At 48.3% G+C, this 15249-nt stretch carries 12 protein-coding genes and 1 pseudogene; 10 read left to right on the top strand and 3 right to left on the bottom strand.

What is annotated here, in order from left to right:
- Window positions 1-11 precede the first annotated feature (11 nt).
- On the top strand, window positions 12-1130 hold the full coding sequence (locus tag H6859_10585) for a mannose-1-phosphate guanylyltransferase (GenBank protein USO05551.1): 1119 nt from the start codon (window positions 12-14) through the stop codon (window positions 1128-1130).
- Here H6859_10585 and wbaP read toward each other — a convergent pair.
- Complete coding sequence (wbaP, locus tag H6859_10580) at window positions 1127-2578, bottom strand: undecaprenyl-phosphate galactose phosphotransferase WbaP (GenBank protein ID USO05550.1); 1452 nt, start codon at window positions 2576-2578, stop codon at window positions 1127-1129. The two genes, H6859_10585 and wbaP, sit on opposite strands and share 4 nt — an antisense overlap.
- 32 nt (window positions 2579-2610) lie before the next feature.
- A complete protein-coding gene (gene galE / locus H6859_10575) occupies window positions 2611-3600 on the bottom strand; it encodes a UDP-glucose 4-epimerase GalE (GenBank protein USO05549.1) in 990 nt (329 codons plus the stop codon).
- A 196-nt stretch (window positions 3601-3796) separates the two neighbouring features.
- Here galE and H6859_10570 point away from each other — a divergent pair, with 196 nt between their 5' ends.
- The 6 genes and pseudogenes from H6859_10570 to H6859_10545 all read left to right on the top strand — a co-directional run bounded on the left by H6859_10570 (window position 3797) and on the right by H6859_10545 (window position 10257).
- Window positions 3797-4777, top strand: a complete 981-nt coding sequence (locus H6859_10570) for a mechanosensitive ion channel (protein ID USO05548.1) — start codon at window positions 3797-3799, stop codon at window positions 4775-4777.
- A complete protein-coding gene (locus H6859_10565; protein USO05547.1) occupies window positions 4767-5744 on the top strand; it encodes a zinc transporter ZntB in 978 nt (325 codons plus the stop codon). Before H6859_10570 ends, H6859_10565 begins: the two co-directional genes overlap by 11 nt.
- 18 nt (window positions 5745-5762) lie before the next feature.
- Window positions 5763-7004 carry a cation:proton antiporter gene (locus H6859_10560; protein ID USO05546.1) on the top strand — a complete coding sequence of 414 codons (1242 nt, stop codon included), beginning with the start codon at window positions 5763-5765 and terminating at the stop codon, window positions 7002-7004.
- A complete protein-coding gene (gene rimK, locus H6859_10555; protein USO05545.1) occupies window positions 7001-7903 on the top strand; it encodes a 30S ribosomal protein S6--L-glutamate ligase in 903 nt (300 codons plus the stop codon). Before H6859_10560 ends, rimK begins: the two co-directional genes overlap by 4 nt.
- Window positions 7904-7908: 5 nt before the next feature.
- Window positions 7909-8937, top strand: coding sequence for a succinylglutamate desuccinylase/aspartoacylase family protein (locus H6859_10550; GenBank protein USO05544.1), 1029 nt, complete (start codon window positions 7909-7911; stop codon window positions 8935-8937).
- Between the two features lie 214 nt (window positions 8938-9151).
- Window positions 9152-10257, top strand: a pseudogene (locus H6859_10545) (IS3 family transposase).
- A gap of 68 nt (window positions 10258-10325) precedes the next feature.
- On the opposite strand, the gene H6859_10540 reads toward H6859_10545, so the two are convergent.
- Window positions 10326-10766 (bottom strand): hypothetical protein, encoded by a 441-nt coding sequence (locus tag H6859_10540; protein ID USO05543.1) that lies wholly within the window; start codon window positions 10764-10766, stop codon window positions 10326-10328.
- A 210-nt stretch (window positions 10767-10976) separates the two neighbouring features.
- On the opposite strand from H6859_10540, the gene H6859_10535 reads away from it, so the two are divergent.
- From H6859_10535 to H6859_10525, 3 genes are all read left to right on the top strand, one after another.
- Window positions 10977-11384: a CBS domain-containing protein gene (locus H6859_10535; GenBank protein ID USO06767.1), complete on the top strand. Its 408-nt coding sequence runs from the start codon at window positions 10977-10979 to the stop codon at window positions 11382-11384.
- 30 nt (window positions 11385-11414) lie between these two features.
- Window positions 11415-12788: an oxygen-independent coproporphyrinogen III oxidase gene (gene hemN / locus H6859_10530; GenBank protein ID USO05542.1), complete on the top strand. Its 1374-nt coding sequence runs from the start codon at window positions 11415-11417 to the stop codon at window positions 12786-12788.
- 711 nt (window positions 12789-13499) lie between these two features.
- Window positions 13500-15236 (top strand): acetolactate synthase 3 large subunit, encoded by a 1737-nt coding sequence (locus tag H6859_10525; GenBank protein ID USO06766.1) that lies wholly within the window; start codon window positions 13500-13502, stop codon window positions 15234-15236.
- Window positions 15237-15249: the final 13 nt, after the last annotated feature.

Here is a 15249-nt window from a genome sequence, read left to right as displayed (position 1 = left end):
AAACCGAATAAATGAGCAAAGCCGATATAAAAACCGTCATCCCTGTCATTCTGTGCGGCGGATCGGGAACCAGACTCTGGCCTTATAGCCGGGAAGACCATCCCAAACAGTTTTTAAACCTTTTCGGAAAAAAGTCCCTGCTTCAGGAAACTATTGCGCGAACCATGCGCATTGCCGATGTACCGGAAGACCATATCATCACGGTCACGCTTGACGATCTTCGCGCTGAGGTAGTTGAACAACTCGTCGCCATCGGTCCCGGCACACAAAATCACATTTTATCCGAGCCATCACCGCGTAATACAGCAGCAGCCGTAGCCTACGCAGCTTTGTACATAAAATTAACCTTTGGCGATAACGCCTATGCGTGGATTTTACCCGCCGATCACCATATCCAGAATGAGCAGGCGTTGCATGAAGCCTTAGCGGCCGCCCTTGAGGCTGCCGAGCAGGACTATATCGTGACGTTTGGCATTCAGCCAACGCGCCCTGAAACCGGATACGGCTATATCAATGTCGGCCAGCCGCTGGAGGGGGCAAGCGCACGCAAAGCTAATGCCTTTTTCGAAAAACCAGACAAAGAAACGGCCAGCACATATCTTAAGGAAAGCACGTATTTGTGGAACAGTGGCATGTTTTTGTTTCAGACAGGCACCGTCCTGCGACAATTCGATGAGCATGCACCTGAAATTCTAATGCAGGTTCGCAAATCTATGGAAGCCGGAAAAACCGATCTGCCCAATGCTGAGCTTTACGCCGAGGTTGCCAAACAGCCCTTTGACAAAGCCATCATGGAAAAAACGGGGGATGTCGCAGTCGTGCCATGCGATCCTGAGTGGTCCGATATTGGCTCGTGGGAAAGTCTCTGGGAAATCCGTGAAAAAGATAAAAACGGCAATGTGATCGAAGAGCGTGTTGTTTGCCACGACACAAAAAATTGCATGATTTTGCCAGAAGGAAAGCGTCTTGTTGCTTGCGCGGGAATTGAAGATATTGTCATCATCGAAACGCCAGATGCACTTTTGATCGCCGACCGTACGAACACCAATTCCCTGAAAGATCTGGTCGAAAAACTTAAAAACGACAAAACCACAGAAGTTCTTCGTAAAACATTTCCAGATAGTGCCTAATATGCCCCGCGACGCTGCAGTAACACAAAAACCGTTTTGATAATGATCACCAGGTCGCTCCAGATCGACCAATGCTCAACATACCAGCTATCAAGATATACGCGCTGCGCATAGGTCAGATCGCTGCGCCCACTCACCTGCCATAACCCGCTCATACCCGGTTTCACCGACACATAATGCATAAGCCGTTCCTTGTAATATTTTTTCTCATCTTCCACAATTGGGCGCGGGCCGACCAAACTCATATCCCCGCGCAGGACGTTAAACAGCTGGGGAAGTTCGTCCAGACTCGTCTTGCGCAAAATCTCGCCAATCTTCGTAATGCGAGGATCTTTTTTCAGCTTAAAATCACGCTCATATTCCTCACGCGCCGCCTGATCGTTTTCCAGCAACTCTTTCAGGAGCGCATCAGCGTTGGCAGCCATGCTACGAAATTTCCAGCATTTGAAAAGCCTACCATCTTTCCCCACACGCATCTGGCCATAAAAAGCCGGACCGCCATCCTGACACACTTTCCAGCATAAAAACACCATAAGCGGCGAGAATAAAATAAGAGCAACCAAGGCTCCGATTTTATCCATGAGAAGCTTAAAAAAGCGCATAAAAGGCCCACCAAGTATAACGGAAGGTTCCAGGAGAGTAATGCCATACCCGAAAAACTTGCTGGCATGGAAATCGAATAAAGATACCCCTTCCAAAGGCGGAATAATAGCGAAATGAGCGCCGGCCTTTTGCACCTCCAGAGTTGTTTTTCTTAAAGACATCTGATTGCGGTCATCCGGACAAATCACAACGTAATCATGCGGAGAAAATGCGTCATGCTCTTCCCTGATTTCAATGCCGGGATGCGAGGCATGAAAAAGGGCTTCATGTCCTTCTCCGCTTTCATTGACCAGAACCACATATTGAATTTGATAATGCAGATAATTTTCCGAGCGCAGAGCATAACAGGCCTCAATGAGGTTTCCGACTCCACCGATTAAAATCGTTGGGATGCTCCAGCACCCCGTCCGTATTAAAATACCCCGTGCAACCCAGCGAAACAGCAGAAGACAAACAAAAGCCATTAGCCATGTCATAATCACCCACAGCCGCCCAATCGACATGTTAATCATAAAGCTGAAAAAACTGGTAATCACCAAAGAGAAGGTGCAAAAAAACAAAATATGCCTGACCTGCTGCCACCATGGAGATTTGAGCCGATAATGCTCTTTTTGAGAAAAATAGCCCAACCCGCCAAGAAAAAAGAGCGTATAAAGCCCCAAAAATTTTAGCGTCAAAAGGTCATCCAGATAAAAGGCATTTTCTATACCCCACAAGGCGGAAAGGATACGGACAAACAAAAAAGACAGGACCAGCGACAGCAGCATCGCCAGACAATCCAGCCCGATCAGGACCAGTTTGATCTTTGTCTGACACAGCTGATTTAATGTGGTATTTTTTATCAATTGCTTATCTCTATATCCTTAAGGCCTCAGGATCATAATCCCTTTTGCTTTTGCCGCCAGCGCCATGCTGTTTCCATGATCGTATCAAGATTTGAGTCTTCCGGATTCCAGTCCAGAACTTCACGCGCACGCAACGCGCTGGCCACCAGAACGTCCGGATCGCCCGCACGGCGGGTGGTTTCTTCCGCCGGTATGGTCTTTCCTGTCACGCGCCGTGCGCTTTCAACAACCTCGCGGACGCTATAACCCTGATCCGTTCCCAGATTTAGGATCAGGTTTTCTTTTCCTTCCATAATATGGCGCAAAGACAAAACATGCGCGCGCGCCAGATCCATCACATGGATATAATCACGCATGGCTGTTCCGTCTTTTGTATCGTAGTCCGTTCCAAATATCCCGATTTGCGGCTTATCCCCGGATGCCACGCGCATCAGCAAGGGAATGATATGTGTATCGACCTTATAAGCCGTGCCGGTTTCGGCGTCATGATCAGCCCCAGCAGCGTTAAAATAACGCAAAATCGCATAACGCAGACCATAGGCATCCGCATAATCCCGGATCATATTTTCCATGGCCAGCTTGGTATGGCCGTAAGGATTAATAGGCCGCAAAGGATGCACTTCAGAAATACAAGATGACTGCGGCATGCCGTAAACCGCAGCCGTGCTGGAAAACACCATGTTTTCTACGCCGACCCTGCGCGCCTCTTCCAGAAGGCACCAAGACCCAAAGACATTGTTATCATAGTAAATATCAGGATGGGCAACAGACTCTCCAACCTGAATAAGTGCGGCAAAGTGCATGATAGCACCAGGTTTATGTTCTTCCAGCGCTGCACGCAGAGCGTTCCGATCGCGAATATCGCCTTTAATCAAAGGCCCCCAGCACACAGCTTCTTCATTTCCCGAACACAGATTATCGTAAACGACCGGCTGAAAACCGTTTTGGGACAGAACCTTGCAAATATGGGAGCCTATATACCCTGCACCCCCAGTTACAAATATAACTGCGTTACGTTCCATATTAATCTTCCGTTCCCATTCGCCGTTTATATAAAATATAGCCTCCATATAGTCAAAGTTTTTTATTTACGTATTTTTTTTATTTCGTTACCTTTCTTGATGCTCATAGCACCATGACCTATCCGGCACCCCAGCCAGAGGAAATCTTTCACAAACATGTCTTGGGGATCATATTCTTCTGTTATATGCTACAAGGATGGCAGGTTTATGGCTCAATATTATCAAGCCCAAAGGCATATACGCTAAGTGGCTTACATTTTTGACACTCATAGCTATTCTGGTTTTGGGGACTACAGGCCATTTTGATGTAGTAAAACAGTATCTTGATACGGAAACTCTGACTTTCAAGGCCGGTGAGTATGAAATCAGCGCTTACGGGCTTTTAAGAGCATTAGTGGTTATTGCACTTATTTTCTGGGTTACAGCCATTATTTCGGATGTTGCGGAAAGCCGTATTGGTAACATCAAAAAATTACGCGCTTCCAATCGTGCTCTTGTTCTTAAGATCATTCAGATTGTCCTGTATTTTGTGGCATTCCTTTTTACCCTCGACGTCATTGGCGTTGACCTTACAACCTTAACAGTATTTAGCGGCGCACTTGGTATCGGGCTTGGCTTTGGGTTACAAAAAATTGCTTCAAATTTCATCAGCGGTATCATTCTTTTGCTTGAAAAATCGGTAGAGCAAGATGATCTGGTTGAGCTTTCCGACGGCACCTTTGGATTTATTCGTAAATCCAGCGCCCGTTTTACGCTGATCGAGACATTTGATAGCAAAGAAATTCTGGTGCCAAACGAAGACCTCATCACCAGCCGCGTAATCAACTGGACATACACCAACAATAAAGGACGCATTGAAATTGCTATTGGTGTTTCTTATGGATCTGACATTGAAAAGGCGCGTGAAATCCTTCTGGACGCGGCCAAAGCTCATCCCCGCTGTTTGAAAGATCCAGAACCTAAATGCTACTTACGAAATTTTGCTGATAGCTCGGTAGATTTCATTCTGCATTTCTGGGTAGGGGACGTGACACAGGGCCGCTGGGAACCGCAAAGCGCAGTTATGTTTGATATATGGAACAAATTCAAGGAAAGTGGCATAGAGATACCGTTCCCGCAGCGCGATATACACTTAAAAACACCAGATATAATTAAGGTTCAAAGCAATGACAGATAACAGTGCAATCCTTCATGCTTGCTCTATCGATGGAACTGGCAAAGGCTTCCCTCTCACAGGCGATTCTATTTCTCAAACCATAAAAAGTGACACGCTGGCTTGGGTGCATCTGGATGCGACCGATCCGGCAAGCCGGGAATGGTTAGAGCGCGAAATCACCTATCTTGATCACATCATTATTGACGCCCTTCTTGCCGAAGAAACGCGCCCGCGTATTCTTGAATTTGAAGCGGGCGCTTTGCTTATTCTCCGCGGCGTAAATCTGAATGAAAACGCCGAGCCTGAGGATATGATTTCTATACGGCTTTGGGTTGATGAACACCGTATTATTAGCGTTCGTCGCCGGAAGCTTAAGGCTGTGCAGGATATTCGTGAACGGCTTATGGCTGGCAAGGGACCAAAAAATTCCGGTGAATTTGTATGTGCTTTAGCGTCACGGCTTTTTGATCGCATGGAACCGATATTCTCTGAACTGGATGAAAGACTGGATGATGTTGAAGAACGCATTATGGAAGACCCAGAACCTGATGAACGCCAGGATATAACGATCATCCGTAAACAAGCCATTCTTTTCCGGCGTTATATAGCGCCGCAAAGAGATGTCATTGGGCATTTACGCACTTCCGAACAACCTTGGCTCGACCAAATGCATAAACGCCGTTTACAAGAATCTTTGGACCGTGTTGTGCGCTATGTTGAAGATTTAGATGCTATGCGCGAACGGGCACAGATTGTGAAAGATGAGCTAGCCAATTCTTTGGCGGACCGAATAAATAAAAATATGTATATGCTCTCTGTTATTGCGGCCATATTCTTGCCTCTTGGTTTTCTAACAGGGCTTCTGGGTATCAATGTTGGAGGCATTCCCGGCGCGGAAAACAGCGCGGCCTTCTGGATATTTATCGCTATGCTTGTTGTCATAGTCGCCATACAAATTGTTACTTTCAAAAAACTGAAGTGGTTCTAGCACTGAAGGCCGTAAATTATGGATGAACATTACGCCTTAACACATCTCGCAACAGTTTTGGCCGCTGCATTTATTGGCGGGGCGGTTTTTCAAAAACTCAAACAGCCTGTTCTTGTTGGATATATAATCGTTGGTATTATCCTTGGCCCTTCCGTGCTTGGCGTTGTTCAGGGCCGTGAAGAAATTTCGCTGATGGCAGAGCTTGGCATTTTGCTTTTGCTTTTCATTGCAGGAATGGAACTCAATCTTAACAACTTTAAAAAAGTTGCCAAAGTTTCCATTGTTACATGCGGAGTTCAAATTGCTGCAGGCCTGTCTGCAATGCTGGCACTTGGTTTTCTCTTAGGCTGGCCGCTTAATCGCTCTATATTGTTGGGTTTTTCCATTGCGCTTAGCAGCACAGCTGTTGCTTTGAAAATTCTGGACGATATAGGCTTAAGATCTACGCACATTGGAGAAAGCAGTCTGGGTATTTTGATTGCCCAGGATATTGCCGTTATCCCGATGATTTTGATTATAGGAGCGCTTAGCACAGATGAAGGATTTAACTATGCGGGCATTATCAAGATGGCCGTTGCATTGCTTGTAATGATCAGCATTGTGTTTCTATTCACCTCAAGGCCGAAGATATTTGATAAAGTTTGGAAAAAAATTGATGCTTTTCACGATAAGCTCATGCGTGGGCAAACGGCGATTACAAGTCTGGCTATTTGTTTCACGGCCTCGGCGCTAGCCGGTTTGCTTGGCCTTTCTGCGGCCTATGGTGCGTTTTTAGCAGGGCTTCTTATTGGGAACACCATGAACCATAAAAAAATGGAAGAGCACACCAAACCCATATTCGATGTCATGATTATGGTATTTTTCCTTTCAATTGGCTTGTTAATCGATTTACAATTTTTACAAAAGCATCTGCTGACAACCATTTTACTTTTGTTTATCACAATGCTTCTAAAAACCATTGTCAATATTGCCGTATTGCGCTGGCAGGGCGTGGAGAAGAAAGAAGCCTACGTCACAGGCGCAGTTTTAGCGCAAATCGGTGAATTTTCTTTTATTCTAGCGGCGATGGGACTGGCTGCACACACTATTCGGGAAGATGGTTATAAATACGTTGTGGCCATTATATCTTTAAGCCTTCTGGTTACGCCTTTATGGCTGTATATGGTGAAGCATTACGATATTATTTCGCAGCTGAATTTAAAGCGATTGAGAAAACGATCTCCACTACAAAAATTTAAAGCCAAAAAGGAAACATCATGAAAATCGGTATTCTCTCATGTGGCCCAACGCTCTATTCCACCATGCGCCTTGTCGAGGCAGCAAAGGAGCATGGACATGAGGTACAGGTTGTTAATCCGCTTAAATGCTTTATGAACATCAATTCCGTAGACAATGAAATTCATTACCAAGATAAAATTCTGCGCCTTGATGCAGTGATATCGAGAATTGCTGCTTCTGTCTCTTTTTATGGAACCGCTGTTGTACGGCAATTTGAAATGTCCGGTATTTATGCCTTGAATGGGTCGCTGGCAATCACACGATCCCGTGATAAGCTGCGGGCACATCAAATTTTATCGCGTAAAAAGCTTGGCATGCCAATTACAGGCTTTGCGCATTCAACCAGCAATATTGACGATCTTATCGAAGTCGCAGGTGGCGCACCACTGGTCATCAAGCTATTGGAAGGTGCACAAGGAAAAGGCGTTATCCTGACTGAAACAAAAAAGGCTGCAGAAAGCGTTATTGAAGCTTTTAGAGGGCTGGATGCACACTTCCTTATTCAGGAGTTTATTGAGGAATCTGGCGGCACGGACATTCGCTGTTTCGTTATTGGCGATAAGGTTGTCGCAACTATGATGCGCAGGTCGCAAGATGGAGATTTTCGTTCCAACCTTCATAGCGGCGGTAAGGGCGAAAAAGTTAAAATTACACCTGAAGAGCGCAAAACAGCCGTTTCAGCGGCAAAAGCAATGGGCCTTGATGTAGCAGGTGTGGATTTGATCCGCTCAAAACGTGGTCCGCTGGTGCTTGAAGTAAACTCTTCTCCTGGCCTGGAAGGTATAGAAGCTGTATCCAAGAAAGATATTGCGGGATTAATGATTGAACATGTCGAAAAGAATGTGCATTCACCAAAGAAAAGCCGGGAGAATAAAGGATAGCCAAGATGACAAAAGATCTTGTTATAGGCGGAACGATAATCAAACGGGGAGAACGTAAACGTGTTTATCTCGATGTTGCCAAGCTTTACGATTTCACGAATATGAATATTCCTATCGAGGTGATCCGTGGAAAACAGGACGGACCGGTGTTATTCGTCAGCGGCGCCGTACATGGAGATGAACTCAACGGCATTGAAATTGTTCGCCAGCTTCTGACCAAAAAAACTCTTAGCCATATTAAAGGAACGCTCATTGCCGTGCCGATTGTTAATGTGTTCGGGTTCAATACAAAATCGAGATATCTACCAGATCGACGGGATTTAAACCGAAGTTTTCCCGGCTCCAAAACCGGTTCGCTCACAGGACAGCTTGCTCATATCTTTATGAAGGAAATCGTTGAAAAATGTACTCACGGCATTGATCTGCATTGCGCCGCCATTCATCGCATTAATCTCCCGCAGATACGCGCTTGCCTTGATGATCCTGAGACACAAGCCATGGCAGAGGCTTTTAATGTGCCTGTTGTCATGCATTCTGAATTGCGCGACGGATCCCTGCGCGAAGCAACGCGCGAACTGGGCATACCAACCCTGCTTTTTGAAGGTGGAGAAGCCCTCAGGTTTAATGGAAAAGTCATTAAGAGCGGTCTGCAAGGTGTGCTGTCTGTCATGCGTGAAATTGGTATGCTTCCGCAAAAAAACAAAACGAAAACCAAGGAGGTTTTTATTGCCCGCTCCAGTCATTGGATACGCGCACCTCACAGCGGTATTTTATCGTCAAAAAAGAAAATCGGGCAGCGCGTAAAAAAAGGACAAATCCTTGGCGTTATTTCCGACCCATTTGGCAGAGAAAAACACGAAGTTCTGGCCCGCAGAACAGGCATTATTGTTGGCGCTGTAACGCTTCCGCTTGTCAATAAGGGAGATGCCGCCTTCCATGTGGCCACTTTTGAAGATGCCTCGGCTGTAGAAGAGCATGTTGATATGTTTGAAGAACAGCTCGATAGCGGTCATGGAGCAAGATTTTTAGATTAAATAATCACAAAAACCTCTGTTTTAGTGTATCTCGTCAGTGCAAATCTGGCGGGTTGGCTGCATGCCTTGCGGATTCTTTATCTCAAGACTCAAAATTTGATTTCTTGATTTTGATCAAAATCTATCAACGCATTTTATGCTGCGATAGAGGTGGTCCCAAGAATTCGGACAGTGAGTTAAGCTACGATCTATGACCGAAGGAGGGTCATGGATTATGAGTAAGACAAGGAAGAACTACCCGGCGAAGTTTAAAGCGCAGGTTGCGCTGGCGGCGTTGCGGGAGGACGCGCCGATCACGGAGCTGTCATCCCGTTACGGGGTGCATGCGACGGTCATTCACCGTTGGAAGAAGGAGGCTCTGGCTGCGCTGGAGGCGGGTTTTGCGGGCAAGCTGGAATCGCGAGCGGACGCGCATAACGCCGAGGTCAGGGACTTGCACGCCAAGATCGGACAGCTGACAGTGGAACGTGATTTTTTAGCCGATGCCTCCGCCCGGTTGCGGTCCGGGGGCGGCAGGAAATGGTAGACCCGTCCAATGACAATATCGGCATCGCGGCGCAGTGCCGGTTGCTGGGGATCAGCCGCTCTGGCTGGTATTACGAGCGGCGCGGGGAGAGCGCGGACAATTTGGCGCTGATGCGGCTGATTGACGCGCAATTCCTGCAAACCCCGTTTTACGGGTCCCGTCAGATGGCCCGGCATCTGCGCCGTCAGGGGTACGAGGTAGGCCGCACCCGCGTGCGGCGTCTGATGCGCCTGATGGGAATCGAGGCGGTCTATCAAAGGCCGCGCACTTCGATGCCGCATCCCGGCCACCGGATTTATCCCTACCGGCTCAAGGGGCTCACGATCACCCGCCCGAACCATGTATGGTGCGCGGATATCACGTACATCCCTGTCAAACGCGGGTTTTTGTATCTGGTAGCGATCATGGACTGGGCCAGCCGGAAGGTGCTGGCCTGGCGGCTGTCGAACACGATGGAAACGCGCTTTTGCGTGGAGGCGCTGGAGGAAGCCATCGCCCGCTACGGGCCGCCGGAGATCTTCAATACCGATCAGGGCAGCCAGTTCACGGCGGACGCGTGGACGGGCGTCCTGAAAGAAAACGGGATCGCGATCTCGATGGACGGCAAGGGCCGCTGGATGGACAATGTGTTCATCGAGCGGCTGTGGCGGAGTCTGAAATATGAATGCGTGTATCTGAACGCGTTCGAGAGCGGCCTGCAAGCCAGGCGGGATATCGGGCGCTGGCTGGCGTTTTACAACGCGCAGAGGCCGCATTCGGTATTTGATGGACAAACCCCGGACGACGTTTATGATGAACGAAATTTTGTTTCTCCGGCCTCGGGCTTGCCGCCTCCGCCTAACGGCTCCGGCGGCCGCGCCCTTCACCCGGAGAAACAAAACCACAGGCAGGCGGCATGACAATAACCAACCGATCGTAGCTTAACTTCGCCGCAAAGCTGGCCGAAGAACCGAGACCACCTCTTATCAATGGCATCAAAGCGGTAAGGTGTCTGTGCAAACTCCAGCTTTTGATAGGGCCTGGACTGCTGATTGGTCACACCGTTCCCCGCATTGTAGCCAAAGCAATCATCGTTACACTCCCGTTTGTCCAAAACACCATCATGATTGGAATCCATGCCAACGAAGGCAGAAAAATGGTACATATCAAACTCTCCCTCATCAAGTTTGCCGTCAGGAATAATGTCTGCTTCTTTAAACATCGTCTCCAACATAGCGCGCTCGCTGTCCGTTGCTAAGCCCTCTAAAGGCGCGGCAACAAACGCTACCCCGGCAACCAAAACACCGCATAGATGCTTCAACATGGCAAGATCCTTTTTCTATTTCTACGCCATGAGCCAAACATAAATGCCAAAGCAAGCACTTGATATTTGTCAAAAAAGCAGGCTTTGTTTCTTGCAGCGTCCTTTGCTTTTTTGATATTGCTTTAGGATCGGAACGAACAATACTCTTCATTGTGAGGGGTAAGTTAGAGATGGAGTTTTATTATGCACAAAACACTAGTCAGTGAATTGATGACCGAAACGGTTGTCAGAGTTGGCGCAGATGATAACCTTACGACAGCAGCGCAGAAGATGAAAGAGGCCGATTGTGGTGTATTGCCCGTGGGAAACGGCGATAATTTGCAAGGGATGATCACAGATCGTGATATTGTGATACGCGCGCTTGCGGAAGGCAAGAACCCGGATGAAGCCAAAGTCGGCGATTACATGACCAATAAGGTTTATGCCTGCAACGAAGAGGATTTCCTTGAGGATGCCGCCGATAAGATGCGTTCCCACAATGTAAGCCGTTTAATTGTCCGTAATCACGAAGGCCAGGTGACCGGTATTTTGTCCTTTGGCAATATTCTGCGCAAAAACGCCGATGCCGAGGAAGTTGCGAAGATTGTGGAACGCGCAGTTTTTAAAGTTGTGGCTTAAGCGCTTAACCGCGACATTAAGGCCTTAAAAATGCGTTGTAACTTGCGAGAAACCATGTTGAAGCTTGACCGGCCAGTGCCGCGTTATACGAGCTACCCGACCGCACCGCATTTTCAGCCGCTTGAGGACGAACAGCTTTATCCGCAAATGCTTAGCCGTTTACCGGAAAGGTCGCGGTTGTCGCTCTATCTTCATGTGCCGTTTTGTCCGAAAATGTGTTGGTATTGCGGGTGTCATACCAAAATCACGCAGCGTTACGGACCGGTTGAGGATTATGCACATTTGATGATCCGCGAGATTGAGATTCTCGCCGATGCGCTGGGCGATAAGGGGCAGCGCATCTCGCATATTCATTTTGGCGGCGGTTCGCCGGGGATGCTGCGGGCACGGGATTTTGATCTGGTGATGAGCCGTATCCGCAAGAGTTTCACAATTGAAGAAACTGCCGAGATTGCCATTGAGATTGATCCGCGGGAGCTGACCGAAGGACGCGTTCAGGCCTATGCCGATAATGGCGTAAACCGGATTAGTCTGGGCGTTCAGGATTTTAATGACAATGTTTTGGAGGCTGTGAACCGGCCACAGCCTTTTGAGCTTAGTGAGAAGGCGGTTGCGTTGTTTCGCGGGCGCGGGGTTGATCGCGTCAATATGGATTTGCTTTATGGTTTGCCGCATCAGACGCCGGAAACGATGAAAGCAACGATTGAAAAAGTGATTGCGCTTGATCCTGACCGGGTGGCGTTGTTTGGTTATGCACATGTGCCGTGGATGAAAAAGCATATGCGTTTGATTGATGAGGGCGCGCTTCCCGATAAAACGATGCGTTTCGATTTGTTTGAATCGGGGGCGCTGGCGTTAGAGCAGGCAGGCTATTTCCCGGTAGGAATTGATCATTTTGCAAAGGGGAATGATCCGCTGGTACAGGCGGCAAAAGAAGGCCGCTTGCGGCGGAATTTTCAAGGATACACAGATGATGCCGCCGATGCGTTGATTGGGGTCGGGGCATCTTCTATTGGTTTCTTGCCGGGTGGGTATGTTCAAAATGCGGTGGATATGCCGCTTTATCGCGAGCAGATTCTGGCGAGCAAGCTCACGGCGGCGAAATATTGTCCGATCAGTGCAGAAGATGCTTTGCGCGCAGATGTGATTGAGCGGTTGATGTGTGATTTTGGCGTCGATGTGGGGGGGCTGTGCGCCCGGCATGGTTTTGAGCAAGAGCATTTGGATGTAGAGATTGCGGCGCTTGAACCATATAAAGGGCTTGATTTTGTTCAGATGGAGGGGCGCGTTTTGACAATGAATCCCAAGGCGCGGATGATGGTACGAATTGTCGCGTCTGTTTTTGATGCCTATATCCCAAATGCGGATACGCCAGTGCCTCAGCGGCATTCCAAAGCGATTTAGTACGCTCTTTCTACAACATAGCCAACACCTCTGGCTAGACTCAAAACCCTTTGCCCGATTGCACTGCACCGCAAATCAGTCCCAAAACTGAACTCAATAAAGTAATATTATTTCTTTTTAAGTAAAAATACGTATTTTTATTACTTTTTATATTGACAAAAAGTAATTTTAATGCTTAAGTTAATCTATCAAGACAGACACGGACAAACGTAAAAAAGCGGTTTTCTAATAAGGGTGTATAAAAAACGGTCTGTCGAAACCAAAACAAAGACCAAGGACAAACCTTGTATAAAAGGCCGCGAAACAGGCCATACAACCAAAGCGTTTTTAAGGGCTAAGCGATCCTTCCTCCAAAACAGAGGATCACTAAAATCCGAAAAAACGCTTTAAGTGTTTACAAAAGACCATGAAAAGCGTTAGAAAAGAGACATGAAAACTTTGAACAACATCCTCGTGAACGTCGTCAGCGACCTCGTCGTACTTCTGGTGGAGGCACGGGCGCACTAGGATCTGTCAATTTTTTCAAACCGACCAAGCGCCCGAAGACATTGATCAAAGGGCGTTTTTTTATGGCCCAAATCTTTGTTTTATATTGCGTAAAGCCTGTGGAAGACGTTAAAACAAATGCAATTTTATTAAAGTGAGAAAATGATGAGCACAACAGAAGCAAAAAACCACGCCCCAAAAGCCACCCCGAACAACCCCGATCAGATGACCGGTGCGGAAATAATCATTCAAGCCCTGATCGACCAGGGTGTTGAAGTTGTCTTTGGCTATCCGGGCGGTGCGGTTCTGCCCATCTATGATGAAATTTTCAAAAATCAGGACAAAATCAAGCACGTCCTGGTCCGCCAGGAAGGCGGCGCCCTCCACGCTGCCGAAGGCTACGCCCGCTCAACCGGCAAAGTTGGCTGCGCGCTCGTCACCTCCGGCCCCGGCGCAACCAATGCGGTCACCGGCCTGACCGATGCCCTGCTCGATTCCATTCCCCTCGTTTGCATCACCGGACAGGTCCCGACCTTCCTGGTCGGCACCGATGCATTTCAGGAAGCAGACACCACCGGCATCACGCGCCCCTGCACCAAACATAATTACTTAATAAAGGACGCCAACAAGGTTGCCGATATTATACACGAAGCCTTCCACGTCGCGCGCTCTGGCCGCCCCGGGCCCGTAGTTATTGATATCCCTAAAGACGTTCAGTTTGCAAAAGGCGCTTATAAAAAAGCGCTAAAACCATCCCTGCAAACCTATCAACCCAAAACGGAAGCCGACCGCGCAGCAATCGAAGCTGCTGTCGCCCTTATGGCCAACGCTAAAAAACCTGTTTTTTACACCGGCGGCGGCGTTATCAACGCCGGCACCGAAGCCTCAAAGCTTTTGCGCGAACTCGTCCGAGAAACGGGCTTCCCGATCACCTCCACATTAATGGGCCTAGGCGCATACCCGGCCAGCGACAAACAATGGCTCGGCATGCTCGGCATGCACGGCACATTCGAAGCAAACCTCGCGATGCATGATTGTGACGTCATGATCAATATCGGCGCACGCTTTGACGACCGCGTCACCGGACGCACCGATAAATTCTCACCCCATTCCACCAAAATCCACATCGATATCGACCCCAGCTCAATCAATAAAAATATCCATGTCGACATTCCCATCGTTGCCGACGCCGCCAGCGCGCTCAAGATGATGATCGATGTCTGGAAAAAACACCGTTATAAAGCCGATCGTGAAGCGCTGGACAAATGGAGGAAACAGATCGAAGGCTGGCGCGCAAAAAACTGCCTCGCTTATAAAAACAGCGACACGGTAATCAAACCGCAATACGCGCTCGAACGCCTGCGCGATGCGCTTGCCAAAGACCCCCGCGAAAAATACATCACCACCGAGGTTGGCCAGCACCAGATGTGGGCCGCGCAATTCCTGCCGTTCAATGAACCCAACCGCTGGATGACCTCCGGCGGCCTTGGCACCATGGGCTACGGCCTGCCCGCCGCCGTCGGTGTACAAATGGCACACAAAGATTCTCTGGTTGTCAATATCTCCGGCGACGGTTCCGTCCAAATGAACATTCAGGAAATCGGCACCGCCATCCAATACAAACTACCGGTAAAGATCTTTATTCTAAATAATAGCTGGCTGGGCATGGTCCGCCAGTGGCAGGAACTCTTGCACGGCGAGCGCTATTCTGAGACATACTCCGAGAGCCTGCCCGACTTCGTCAAGCTTGCCGAAGCCTATGGTGGTGTTGGTCTGCGCGCTGAAACACCGGATGAACTTGATGATGTCATTGAAAAAATGCTCAAAACCGATCGCCTGACAATCGTTGATGTGTGCGTTGACCAAAGAGAAAACATCTTCCCGATGATCCCTTCCGGCAAGGCTCACAATGAAATGATCCTGTCCCCCGATGCTGACAAGTTCGATAAGAGTTTGGTATAAAGACTAAAACAAG

Source organism: Rhodospirillales bacterium, from assembly GCA_023898785.1.
Lineage (GTDB): Bacteria > Pseudomonadota > Alphaproteobacteria > Micavibrionales > Micavibrionaceae > TMED27.
This window is presented reverse-complemented; position numbering and strand designations above follow the sequence as displayed.